General features: G+C 70.5%; 9 protein-coding genes. 6 read left to right on the forward strand and 3 right to left on the reverse strand.

Annotated elements, in window-relative coordinates; genetic code table 11:
• Positions 1–53: 53 nt before the first annotated feature.
• The gene (locus IF78_RS0114825; RefSeq protein ID WP_031477098.1) at positions 54–755 is read right to left on the reverse strand and encodes a SanA/YdcF family protein; all 702 of its coding nucleotides are present in this window, start codon (positions 753–755) and stop codon (positions 54–56) included.
• Between the two features lie 223 nt (positions 756–978).
• On the opposite strand from IF78_RS0114825, the gene IF78_RS0114830 reads away from it, so the two are divergent.
• The 6 genes from IF78_RS0114830 to IF78_RS0114855 all read left to right on the forward strand — a co-directional run bounded on the left by IF78_RS0114830 (position 979) and on the right by IF78_RS0114855 (position 8,521).
• Positions 979–1,899 carry a sirohydrochlorin chelatase gene (locus tag IF78_RS0114830; RefSeq protein WP_031477099.1) on the forward strand — a complete coding sequence of 307 codons (921 nt, stop codon included), beginning with the start codon at positions 979–981 and terminating at the stop codon, positions 1,897–1,899.
• Between the two features lie 101 nt (positions 1,900–2,000).
• Positions 2,001–2,393 (forward strand): nuclear transport factor 2 family protein, encoded by a 393-nt coding sequence (locus tag IF78_RS0114835; protein WP_031477100.1) that lies wholly within the window; start codon positions 2,001–2,003, stop codon positions 2,391–2,393.
• 85 nt (positions 2,394–2,478) lie between these two features.
• Positions 2,479–3,732, forward strand: coding sequence for a deoxyguanosinetriphosphate triphosphohydrolase (locus IF78_RS0114840; RefSeq protein WP_031477101.1), 1,254 nt, complete (start codon positions 2,479–2,481; stop codon positions 3,730–3,732).
• Positions 3,733–3,890: 158 nt separating this feature from the next.
• The gene (locus tag IF78_RS0114845; protein WP_031477102.1) at positions 3,891–5,156 is read left to right on the forward strand and encodes an NAD(P)/FAD-dependent oxidoreductase; all 1,266 of its coding nucleotides are present in this window, start codon (positions 3,891–3,893) and stop codon (positions 5,154–5,156) included.
• A gap of 38 nt (positions 5,157–5,194) precedes the next feature.
• Positions 5,195–7,099: a DNA primase gene (gene dnaG / locus IF78_RS0114850; RefSeq protein WP_031477103.1), complete on the forward strand. Its 1,905-nt coding sequence runs from the start codon at positions 5,195–5,197 to the stop codon at positions 7,097–7,099.
• A 114-nt stretch (positions 7,100–7,213) separates the two neighbouring features.
• Positions 7,214–8,521: an RNA polymerase sigma factor gene (locus IF78_RS0114855; protein ID WP_031477104.1), complete on the forward strand. Its 1,308-nt coding sequence runs from the start codon at positions 7,214–7,216 to the stop codon at positions 8,519–8,521.
• A 52-nt stretch (positions 8,522–8,573) separates the two neighbouring features.
• Here the strand turns inward: IF78_RS0114855 and IF78_RS0114860 are convergent, their stop codons facing one another.
• Positions 8,574–10,502, reverse strand: coding sequence for an ABC transporter ATP-binding protein (locus IF78_RS0114860; protein WP_031477105.1), 1,929 nt, complete (start codon positions 10,500–10,502; stop codon positions 8,574–8,576).
• Positions 10,502–12,235: an ABC transporter ATP-binding protein gene (locus IF78_RS0114865; protein WP_031477106.1), complete on the reverse strand. Its 1,734-nt coding sequence runs from the start codon at positions 12,233–12,235 to the stop codon at positions 10,502–10,504. The genes IF78_RS0114860 and IF78_RS0114865 overlap by 1 nt, the downstream gene beginning before the upstream one ends.
• Positions 12,236–12,371: the final 136 nt, after the last annotated feature.

Genomic DNA, 12,371 nt, shown 5'->3' on the forward strand with positions numbered 1-12,371 from the left:
CGGGACCCGCACACGGAGGGCGGGAGCAGGGCGAGGGCCCCGCTCCCGCCCGTTCAGGGACGGGCCTCGGTCCGGGGGCTTCGCAACGCGTTCGCCACCCCCGGCTCCTGCGGTCCGAGAAACCGGGGGTCCGGCTCGAAGACGGCGTCAAGAGCGGCCTTGCCCGCCGCGAAGATCTCCCGCGTACCGCCGTAGTACCAGGTGGCGTCGTGCTTTGCCTCGACCCCCACGCCGTACGACGCCACCCCGGCCTCCTGGCACAGCGCGACCGCGCGCCGGATGTGGAAGCCCTGGCTGATCAGCACCGCCTCGTCGACGCCGAAGATCTTCTTGGCGCGGACGCAGGAGTCCCAGGTGTCGAAGCCGGCGTAGTCGCTGACGATGCGGGAGTCCGGCACTCCGTGCCGCGTCAGGTACGTGCGCATGGCGTCGGGCTCGTCGTAGTCCTTGCGGCTGTTGTCACCCGTGACGAGGACGACCTTGATCCGCCCCGCCCGGTACAGCTCGGCCGCCGCGTCGAGCCGGTGGGCGAGGTACGGGGAGGGCTCGCCGGCCCACAGTCCGGCACCGAAGACGACGGCGACGTCGGTGCGCGGCACGTCGGCCGTGGTGCGCAGCCGGTCACCGGTCACGACGTACATCCAGGTGGCCGGAAGCAGCGCCAGCACGCACCCGGCCATCACGGCCTGCACCAGCCGTCGCTGCCCGGTGCGGGTGCGTGGAAGTCTTGGTCGGCGCAGCTTCGGTCGGCGCATTCGGATGGTCCCTCCCCGGTCGGCACACGGCCCGTTCTCGACAGTCAGGGACGTTCTGTCGGCCCCCGCGGTTCACCGCACTGGACGTGACCAGCTTCACTCCGACAGTCGAAACCGCAGGTCAAGCCGCCTCACAAACCTTGGGGTCCCATCGTGAACCCGGCGTAAGAACCCGTCATTCCTGCGAAACGGGGCGGCAACGTGCCGCGGCCACCATCGGTTCATGACGGCGTCGAACCCGCTTCACGACGAGTCCACGAACCTCCCCGGCCAGGGGGCCCACCTCGACAGTACGGCGCACATCATGAACCGGATCAGCAGCCAGCTCGCCAGCCAGCTCAGCCTCGTCTCGCTCGACGGCAGCCGGCGCCCCGAACCTCCCCCAGTGCCTGAACGGCCTGGGCGGTACCCCCATGCGCTCGTCGTCGTGGCCCATGGCAGCCGTGACCCGCGTGCCCTCAGCACCGTACGCGCGCTCCTCGACAAGGTCCGCGAGCTGCGCCCCGCCCTGCCGGTCCACCTCGGCCACATCGAGCTGAACGAGCCCCTGCTCCCCGACACCCTCGCCTCCCTCGGCGACCGCGAGGCGATCCTCGTCCCGCTCCTGCTCAGCCGCGGCTACCACATCAAGCGGGACATCCCCGAGATGGCCGCCGAGTCGCGGGTACGCGCACGCGTGGCCGGCGCACTCGGCCCGCACCCCCTGCTGGTGGAGGCCCTGTACACCCGCCTGGTGGAGGCCGGCTGGCGTACCCGCATGGACGAGCCGACCCGCCGCAGGAGCGCGGTGGTCCTGGCGGCGGCGGGCTCCCGCGACCCCGAGTCGAAACTGGACACCTCCCGCACGGCCCAGCTCCTCGCGGGCCGCCTGGGCGTCCCGGTGATCCCGGCGTACGCGACGACGGCGGCCCCGACGGTCCCGGACGCCGTTCGCTCGCTGGCCGCCCGGGGCCGCACAAGGGTCGCGGTGGCGTCGTACTTCACGGCCCCCGGCCGCTTCGCCACGGAGTGCGCGGAGGCGGCCCCGTGGATCGCGTCGGATCCCCTCGGCACCCACCCGGCGATGGCGAAGCTGCTCCTCCACCGCTACGACCGCACCCTGGCGGCCCCGGCCACCACGACCCCCGAACTGGCATCGGCCTAGCGGTCGCGCGCCGCTCCCGGCTCCCCACCGGACGGAGTAACGACGGCGAGTCCCGGTCCGCCGCCGGCCTTACGTTCGTCAGGAGGCCGAGGGAGGCACCGATGACCGACCATCCGAACATCGCCGTCTTCCAGCGCGCCATGACCGCCTTCTCGACGGGCGACATGGACGCGTTGGCGGAGGTCTTCCATCCCGACGTGGTGTGGCACATCGGAGGCAGGAATCTCCTGGCGGGCGACCACCGGGGGCGGGACGAGACCTTCGCCCTGTTCGGCCGCGAGTTCCAGCTGACGGGCGGCACCTACCGCCCGGCGCTCCACGACGTCCTCGCCAACGACGACCACACGGTCGCTCTCCTCCACGTGACGGCCTCACGCGAGGGCAGAACGCTCGACCTGGACTACGCCCTCGTCCTCCACATCGACGACGGCCGGATCACCGAGGGCTGGGTGGCGACGACCGACCCGGCGGTCTACGACGAGTTCTGGTCCTAGCGGCTCGGCCGTGTCACAGAACCCGGCGGACGACCAGGCGCAACACAGCCCTCCGTTTGTCACTGCCTGCCCTTACTGTCGGTGCATGTACTACGACGAGTCGGCAGTCGAACGCTGGGCCCCCGAACCCGACAAACGACCGGGCCGCACGGCCTTCCAACGCGACCGCGCCCGCGTACTGCACTCCGCCGCACTCAGAAGGCTCGCCGGCAAGACCCAGGTCGTCACACCGGGCACCCACAGCAACGCCTGGGACCCCAGCCCCCGCACCCGCCTGACCCACTCCCTGGAGTGCGCCCAGGTGGGCCGGGAGCTGGGCGCGGCCCTCGGCTGTGACCCCGACCTCGTGGAAGCCGCCTGCCTCTCCCACGACCTCGGCCACCCCCCGTTCGGCCACAACGGCGAAGTCGCCCTCAACGAATTCGCCGAGGACTGCGGCGGTTTCGAGGGCAACGCCCAGTCCCTGAGGCTCCTCACCCGCATCGAACCCAAACGGTTCACCCCCGAGGGCTCCGTGGGCCTCAACCTCACCCGAGCCACCCTCGACGCCGCCACGAAGTACCCCTGGCCCCGCGGCGCCCACCCCACCGACCCGACGTCCCCGAAGTTCGGCGTCTACGAGGACGACCGCCCCGTCTTCGACTGGGTCCGCAAGGACGCCCCCGGCGCCCGCACCACCTTCGAGGCCCAGGTCATGGACTGGTCCGACGACGTGGCGTACTCCGTGCACGACGTCGAGGACGGCCTGCACGCCGGCCACATCGACCCCAACTGCCTGCACGCCGAGCCGGAACGCCGGGCGGTCTTCGCGGTGGCCATCGGACGGTACGTCCCCGAGGACACCGACCCGGCCGAGCTGGCCGCCGCCCTCGACCGGCTCCAGGACGAGGAGTGGTGGCCGCACGGCTATGACGGTTCCGCCGTCGCCCAGGCCCGCCTCAAGGACGCCACCAGCCAGCTCATCGGCCGCTTCTGCCTGGCCGCGGAGAGCGCCACGCGCGCGGCGTACGGTGACGACCGGCTCACCCGCTACGGCGCCGAACTCGTCGTACCGCACGAGACCCGGCTGGAGTGCGCGGTCCTCAAGGCGGTCGCCGACCGGTACGTCATGCAGCGCGCCGAACAGGAGCGGCTGCGCGCCGACCAGCGGATCGTGGTCGCCGAACTGGCCGAGGCGCTCACCGCCCGCGCACCCGACGGGCTCGACCCACAGTTCCGGGCCCTGTTCGACGCGGCCGCCGACGACCGCGCCCGCAAGCGCGTCATCGTCGACCAGATCGCGTCCCTGACGGACGCCTCGGCGCGCTCGCTGCACGCGCGGCTCACACGCCGGGCCTGAGCGCGGCCGCCGTCACCCGCGCGCGACGGGTGGGACACCGGAGGCGAACGGGCACTCGAAAGTGACCCTGCGTGGCCTGATCGGGTCACCCCCTCTTCCCGCATCACGCTGCGTGCGGGACGCTCGCATGTGGCGGCACCCTTACGAGGAGGCATCAAGTGGTCGACGCGGATCAGACATTCGTCATCGTCGGCGGCGGACTCGCCGGCGCGAAGGCGGCCGAGACGCTGCGTTCGGAGGGCTTCAGCGGGCGGGTGATACTGATCTGCGACGAGCGCGACCACCCGTACGAGCGGCCGCCCCTCTCCAAGGGTTACCTCCTCGGCAAGGAGGAGCGCGACAGCGTCTTCGTGCACGAGCCCGCCTGGTACGCGCGCAACGACATCGAGCTCCACCTGGGCCAGACCGTCGACGCCATCGACCGCGAGGCGAAGTCGGTGCGGTTCGGCGAGGACGGCACGGTCGTCCACTACGACAAGCTCCTGCTGGCCACCGGCGCCGAGCCGCGCCGCCTGGACATCCCCGGCACGGACCTGGCCGGCGTCCACCATCTGCGCCGCCTCGCGCACGCCGATCGCCTCAAGGGCGTCCTGACCTCGCTCGGCCGTGACAACGGGCACATCGTGATCGCCGGCGCCGGCTGGATCGGCCTGGAGGTCGCGGCGGCGGCGCGCGAGTACGGCGCGGAGGTCACCGTCGTCGAGCACAACCCGACCCCGCTGCACGGCGTCCTCGGCCCCGAGCTCGGGGCACTCTTCGCCGAGCTGCACCGCGAGCACGGGGTGCGTTTCCACTTCGGCCGGCAGCTGACGGAGATCGTCGGCCAGGACGGCATGGTGCTGGCGGCCCGGACGGACGACGGCGAGGAGCACCCGGCGCACGACGTCCTGGCGGCGATCGGCGCGGCGCCCCGGACCGCCCTCGCGGAGGGGGCCGGGCTGGAGATCGCCGACCGCATGTACGGCGGCGGTGTCGTGGTGGACGAACGGCTGCGCACCTCCGACCCCGACATCTACGCGGCCGGCGACGTGGCCTCCTTCCCGCACGCGCTCTTCGACACCCGGGTGCGGGTGGAGCACTGGGCCAACGCGCTCAACGGCGGTCCGGCGGCGGCGCGGGCGATGCTGGGCCGCGACGTCCTCTACGACCGCGTGCCCTATTTCTTCTCCGACCAGTACGACCTGGGCATGGAGTACAGCGGGTGGGCGCCGCCGGGGACGTACGACGAGGTGGTGATCCGGGGGGATGCCGGGAAGCGTGAGTTCATCGCGTTCTGGGTGAAGGAGAACCGGGTGCTGGCCGGGATGAACGTGAACGTGTGGGACGTCACAGAGCCGATCCAGCAGCTGATTCGTTCGAGGGCACAGGTGAACACCGAGGCGCTGGCGGACCCGCATGTTCCGCTGGACGGCCTCGCCTCGTAGCCGACAGGAGTGTCAGTTCGGCCCCGTAGAATTCACGCGTGGCAGGACGGATCAACGACGAGGACGTGAAAGCGGTACGGGACGCGGTCCCGATCGACGCCGTGGTGTCCGAGTACCTCCAGCTGCGGGGCGCGGGCGGGGGCAACCTCAAGGGGCTCTGCCCGTTCCACGACGAGAAGTCGCCGTCGTTCCAGGTCAGCCCGAGCAAGGGGCTCTTCCACTGCTTCGGCTGCCAGGAGGGCGGCGACACCATCACGTTCGTGATGAAGGTCGACCACCTCTCCTTCTCCGAGGCGGTCGAGCGGCTCGCCGCGCAGGCCGGCATCACCCTGCGCTACGAGGAGGGCGGCTACAACCCCTCCCACCAGCGCGGCGAACGCATCCGCCTGGTCGAGGCCCACAAGATCGCCGCCGAGTGGTACGCCGAGCAGCTCGCGACCAGCCCCGAGGCCGACACCGGCCGCATCTTCCTCGCCGAGCGCGGCTTCGACCAGGCCGCCGCCGTGCACTTCGGCGTCGGCTACAGCCCCCAGGGCTGGGACCACCTCACCCGCTTCCTGCGCGGAAAGGGCTTCTCCGACAAGGAACTGCTCCTGTCCGGGCTGTCGCAGGAGGGCCGCCGGGGGCCCATCGACCGCTTCCGGGGCCGGCTGATGTGGCCGATCCGCGACATCGGCGGTGACGTGGTCGGCTTCGGCGCCCGCAAGCTGTACGAGGCGGACAACGGCCCGAAGTACCTCAACACCCCCGACACGGCGATCTACAAGAAGTCCCAGGTCCTCTACGGCATCGACCTCGCCAAGAAGGACATCGCCAAGGCATCCCGCGCGGTCGTCGTCGAGGGCTACACGGACGTCATGGCCTGCCACCTCGCCGGGGTCACCACGGCCATCGCGACCTGCGGCACGGCCTTCGGCGGCGACCACATCAAGATCCTCCGCCGACTGCTGATGGACAACGGCTCGGCCCGCGTGATCTTCACCTTCGACGGCGACGCGGCGGGCCAGAAGGCGGCCCTGCGCGCCTTCGAGGACGACCAGAAGTTCGCCGCCGAGACGTACATCGCGATCGCGCCGGACGGCATGGACCCCTGCGAACTGCGCCTGGCGAAGGGCGACGAGGCGGTCGCCGACCTGGTCGAACCGCGCACCCCGCTCTTCGAGTTCGCACTGCGCCAGATCGTCGTCCGCTACGACCTCGACACCCCGGCGGGCCGCGCGGCGGCGCTGGACGAGGCGGCGCCCATCGTCGCCCGCATCAAGAACAGCGGCGCCCAGCACGAGGTGGCCGTCCAGCTCGCGGGCATGCTCGGCATCCTCGACACCCAGTTCGTCGTCAAGCGGGTGGCACAGCTGGCGCGTTGGGCGCGGGACCGGGGCGGCAGGGGCGGGGCACCGACGAACCGAGGCCCGCAGCAGCAGTACGACGCCGCCCCGGTGTCCCGGCCGTCGGGCCCGGCCCTGACCCTGCGCAACCCCGTCTACGCCACGGAACGCGAGCTGCTGAAACTCGCCCTCCAGCGCCCCGAGTTGGTCTCCCCGGCGTTCGACGCGTACGGCGTCGACGAGTTCACCGCCGCGCCCTACGCCGCCGTACGCCAGGCCATCCTGGACGCGGGCGGCGCCGAGTACGGCGTCCAGGACCCGCAGGAGTACGTGGTCCGGGTCCGTGAGGCGGCCCCCGACGACCAGGTGCGCGCGATGGTCACGGAGCTGGCGGTCGAGGCGATCATGCGCAGGACCGTCGACGAGAACTACGCGGGCGACCAACTGGTCACCGTCCGCCGCCGCGCGGTGGAACGCCGCATCCGCGACATCCAGAGCCAGTTGACCCGCCTCGGCGCGGGCGGCGACCCGGCCCAACTCGCCGCCGTACAGAACGAGCTGTGGGTGTTGCAGCAGTACGACCAGGCATTGCGGGAGCGCGGCGCGGCGGCGCTCTGAGAGATACGCGGGGATTTGCGTACGGCTGGGTAACCGCGCGGTCACGGACCGGACGCAAAAAGTCACCGCACGCCCCTCGTGGCGGCGATGTGTCGTACTCCACACTGGGTTCCGGTGCCTGAGTCCTCGGAGCGCGGCCGACCCGTCCCTCGCGGGTCCCACACCCCCGCGGTTCCGCTCATCGCGTACGGGACGGACAGCGGCGAGGCCGCCGACTCCGCCCTCGAAGCAGCGCTGCCGTATGCCTCGGCAGCGATCATCCTGGAGGTCGCCCCCGTGCAGACCCAGACCCTCGCACAGACCGACAGCAGTACGGACGGCACGGAGCCGGACGCCGACGTTCTGGTCGCGGTGCCGCCGCAGAACCGTGTCGTGCACCACCCCGAGGCGGAGCCGGAGGCCCCGCCCGAGCCGGCGGAACCGCCCGCCGAGGCGCTGGACGCCGACGCCGCCGAAACCGCCGAGCCGGTCGAAGCGCCGCTGCCGGCCCGGAGCCGCGCCGACACCAGCGGCCCCTCCTCGGACCTCTTCCGCCAGTACCTGCGGGAGATCGGCCGCATCCCCCTCCTCACCGCGGCCGAGGAGGTCGAACTCGCCCGCCGCGTCGAGGCCGGCCTGTTCGCCGAGGAGAAACTGGGCAGCACGCCCGACCTGGAGACCCGGCTCGCCCTCGACCTGGACCGACTGGTCGTCATGGGCCGGATGGCCAAACGGCGCCTGATCGAGGCGAACCTGCGGCTGGTGGTCTCCGTGGCGAAGAGGTACGTCGGCCGTGGGCTGACCATGCTCGACCTCGTCCAGGAGGGGAACCTCGGCCTGATCCGGGCCGTCGAGAAGTTCGACTACGCCCGCGGCTACAAGTTCTCGACGTACGCCACCTGGTGGATCCGCCAGGCCATGTCCCGCGCCCTCGCCGACCAGGCGCGCACCATCCGAGTGCCGGTCCACGTCGTCGAGTTGATCAACCGGGTGGTCCGCGTCCAGCGCCGCATGCTGCAGGAACGCGGCTACGAACCGACGCCGGAAGAGGTCGCGGCCCACCTCGACCTGCCGCCCGAGCGGGTCAGCGAGGTCCTGCGCCTGGCCCAGGAACCGGTGTCGCTGCATGCGCCGGTGGGCGAGGAGGACGACGTGGCGCTGGGCGACCTGATCGAGGACGGCGACGCGACATCGCCGGTGGAATCGGCGGCGTTCCTGCTTCTCAGGGAGCACCTGGAGGCGGTCCTCTCCACCCTCGGCGAACGCGAACGCAAGGTGGTCCAACTCCGGTACGGCCTGGCGGACGGCCGCCCGCGCACGCTGGAGGAGATAGGCCGCATCTTCGGGGTGACGCGGGAGCGCATCAGGCAGATCGAGTCGAAGACCCTGAACAAGCTGCGGGACCATGCATTTGCGGATCAGCTGAGGGGTTACCTGGACTGACGCCGTCTGCGGGCCGGTGGGGGCGCGACCAGCCACAACGGTCCCGCAGCCGTCAGTCCACCTCCGCCACCGCCTGCGCGAACTGCGCCTTGTACAACCGCGCATAGGCCCCGTCGGCCGCCAACAACTCCCCGTGCGCGCCCTGTTCCACGATCGAGCCGTTCTCCATCACCAGGATCGTGTCCGCGTCCCGGATGGTCGACAACCGGTGTGCGATGACGAACGACGTACGCCCGTGTGCCAACTTCGCCATGGCCTTCTGGATCAGCACCTCGGTCCGCGTGTCCACGGAACTCGTCGCCTCGTCCAGCACCAGGATCACCGGATCGGACAGGAAAGCCCGCGCGATCGTGATCAGCTGCTTCTCGCCCGCGCTGACCCCGCTGCCCTCGTCGTCGATCACCGTGTCGTACCCCTCGGGCAGCGTACGGATGAACCGGTCCGCGTGAGCCGCCCGCGCCGCCTCCTCGATCTCGCCCCGCGTGACCTCCCGAGCCGCCCCGTACGCGATGTTCTCGGCGATCGTGCCGCCGAACAGCCACGTGTCCTGCAGCACCATTCCGATCCCGGCCCGCAGTTCGTCCCGGGACATACGGGAGATGTCGACCCCGTCGAGGGTGATCCGCCCGGACGACACGTCGTAGAACCGCATCAGCAGGTTCACCAGCGTCGTCTTGCCCGCGCCCGTCGGCCCGACGATCGCGACCGTGTGCCCGGGCTCCACCGTCAGCGAAAGGTCCTCGATCAGCGGCTTCTCGGGGTCGTACCGGAAGGAGACCTGCTCCAGCGCCACCCGGCCCCGAAGCTCCTCCGGCCGCACTCCCGGCACCGGATCCGCATCCTGCTCCTCCGCGTCCAGCAGCTCGAAGATCCGCTCGGCCGAGGCGACACCCGACTGCACGAGGTTCGCCATCGACGCGACCTGCGTCAACGGCATCGAGAACTGCCGCGAGTACTGGATGAAGGCCTGCACGTCACCGATGGACAAGGACCCCGACGCGACCCGCAGACCGCCGACCACCGCGACCAGGACGTAGTTGATGTTCGACACGAACAGCATCAGCGGCTGCATCACACCGCTGTTGAACTGCGCCTTGAAGCCCGCCTCGTACAGGGCGTCGTTCTGCTCGGCGAACTGCTTCGCCGACTCCTCCTGCCGCCCGAACACCTTCACCAGGGTGTGCCCGGTGTACATCTCCTCGACATGCGCGTTGAGCTTGCCCGTGGACCGCCACTGCTGCACGAAGTGCGGCTGCGACCGCTTGCCCACGCGCGTGGCGACGAAGAAGGACAGCGGTACGGTCACCAGCGCGACCAGCGCCAGCAGCCACGACACCCAGAACATCATCGCCAGCACGCCGATGATGGTGAGGACCGAGTTGATGAGCTGGCCCATCGACTGCTGGAGCGTCTGCCCGATGTTGTCGATGTCGTTGGTCGCCCGGGACAGCACCTCACCGCGCCGGCTCCTGTCGAAGTACGACAGCGGCAGCCGCGACAGCTTCACCTGGACGTCCTCGCGCATCCGGTACATGGTCCGGTTGACGGCCCGGTTCACCAGCCGCGTCGCCACCGCCATCAGCAGCCCGGCGACGACGAACACGACGAGCGCGAAGAGCAGTACGTTCCCCACCGCGCCGAAGTCGATGCCCTGCCCCGGCGTGAAGTCCGTGCTGCGGAGCATGTCGGCGATCTCGCTGTCGCCGCGCTCCCGCATCGCCGCGAGAACCTGCTCCTTGGTCATCCCGGACTCGAACTGCCGCCCGACGATACCGGCGAAGACCAGGTCGGTGGCCTCACCGAGGATCTTCGGCCCGGCGACCGACAGACCCACGCTCACGACCACGCAGAACAGCAGCGCGTAGATGGTCAGCCGCTCGGGCTTGAACTGCGCGACGAGCCGCCTGCCCGACACCTTGAAGTCCAGCGAGCGGTGATCCGGACCGGTCCCGGCCATCATCCGCCCCATCGGCCCGGCCATCAGGCAGCCTCCGCTTCCGTCAGCTGGGAGAGCACGATCTCCCGGTACGTCTCGTTGTCCGCCATCAGCTCGTGGTGCCGGCCCGCGCCGACGACCCGCCCCTCGTCGAGCACGACGATCCGGTCGGCGTCCCGGATGGTCGCCACCCGCTGGGCGACGATGACGACGGTCGCCTCGGCGGTCTCCCGGCCCAGTGCCGCACGCAGCGCCGCGTCCGTCGCGTAGTCGAGGGCGGAGAAGGAGTCGTCGAAGAGATAGATCTCCGGGCGCTGCACGAGCGTCCGCGCGATGGCGAGGCGCTGCCGCTGACCGCCCGACACATTCGTGCCGCCCTGGGCGATGGGGGCGTCGATCCCACCCTCCAGCCGCTCCACGAACTCCTTGGCCTGCGCCACCTCCAGCGCGTGCCACAGTTCCTCGTCCGTCGCGTCCGGGTTGCCGTAGCGCAGGTTCGTCGCCACCGTCCCCGCGAACAGGTACGGCTTCTGCGGCACGAGGCCGACCGTCCTGGCCAGCAGCTGGGGGTCGATGGCCGCGACGTCCTCCCCGTCCACGAGCACCTGCCCGTCGGTCGCGTCGAAGAGGCGGGGGACCAGCCCCAGCAGCGTCGACTTGCCGCTGCCCGTCGAGCCGATCACGGCGGTCACCTCACCGGGCCTGGCCACCAGGTCGATCGCCTTCAGCACCGGCTCCTCGGCACCCGGGTAGCGGAATCCGGCGCCCCGGATCTCCAGGTGACCGTGCCGGCGCAGCTCCCGCACCGGCGCGGTCGGCGGGACCACGCTCGACGACGTGTCCAGGACCTCCTGGATGCGCTCGGCGCACACCTCCGCGCGCGGCACCATCATGAACATGAAGGTGGCCATCATCACGGACATCACGATCTGCATCAGATAGGCGAGGAACGCGGTCAGGTCACCGATCTGCATCCCGCCGCTGTCGATCCGGTGGGCCCCGAACCAGACCACCGCGATGGACGACAGGTTCACCACCGTCATGACGATCGGGAACATCAGCGCGAGCAGATTGCCGGTGCCCATCGCCATGTCGGTGAGCTCGACGTTCGCCTTCCTGAAGCGCTGCTGCTCGTACTCGTCGCGCACGAAGGCGCGGATCACCCGGTTGCCGGTGATCTGCTCGCGCAGCACCCGGTTCACCGTGTCGAGGCGCTCCTGCATCGTCCGGAACAGCGGCCGCAGCCGCCGCACGATCAAGGTCACGCTGATACCGAGCACGGGCACCACCGCGACCAGCACCGCGGACAGGGGCACGTCGAGGCCGAGGGCCAGCACGATGCCGCCCACGCACATGATCGGCGCCGACACCATCAGCGTGAACGTCATCAGCGCCAGCATCTGCACCTGCTGGACGTCATTGGTCGTACGGGTGATCAGAGACGGCGCGCCGAAGTGCCCGACCTCACGCGCCGAGAACGACTGCACCCGGTCGAACACGGCCGCCCGCACGTCCCGCCCGAGCGCCGCGGCGGTCCGGGCGCCGTAGTACACGGCACCGATGTTGCACACGACCTGTACCAGCGAGATGCCGATCATCAGGGCGCCGTAGGTGAGGATGTAGCCGGTGTCGCCGTTGACGACGCCCGTGTCGATGATGTCCGCGTTCAGCGTGGGCAGGTAGAGGGTGGCGCAGGTCTGCAGGAACTGCAGCAGCACCAGCCAGGCGATGGGTTTTCGGTAGGGCCTGAGGTAGGTCCGCAGAAGTCGTATGAGCACGCTGCTTCTCTCGGAGTCGACGGCAGGGCTATTGGTTGCCCTTGGCCCCTATCGTCGAACACTCCACCCGCGTTACCTCAACCGATTAAGCCGTCAGCGGTGCTCCGTACGGCCTTCCGGGTTCGGTTCCTACCGG

Source organism: Streptomyces bicolor, assembly GCF_000719285.1.
Lineage (GTDB): Bacteria > Actinomycetota > Actinomycetes > Streptomycetales > Streptomycetaceae > Streptomyces > Streptomyces bicolor.

Excerpts from the sequence above, each read along its gene's own strand:
- IF78_RS0114825 (WP_031477098.1), bottom strand. The coding sequence starts at position 755 with ATGCGCCGACCGAAGCTGCGCCGACCAAGACTTCCACGCACCCGCACC.
- IF78_RS0114830 (WP_031477099.1), top strand. The coding sequence starts at position 979 with ATGACGGCGTCGAACCCGCTTCACGACGAGTCCACGAACCTCCCCGGC.
- IF78_RS0114835 (WP_031477100.1), top strand. The coding sequence starts at position 2,001 with ATGACCGACCATCCGAACATCGCCGTCTTCCAGCGCGCCATGACCGCC.
- IF78_RS0114840 (WP_031477101.1), top strand. The coding sequence starts at position 2,479 with ATGTACTACGACGAGTCGGCAGTCGAACGCTGGGCCCCCGAACCCGAC.
- IF78_RS0114860 (WP_031477105.1), bottom strand. The coding sequence starts at position 10,502 with ATGGCCGGGCCGATGGGGCGGATGATGGCCGGGACCGGTCCGGATCAC.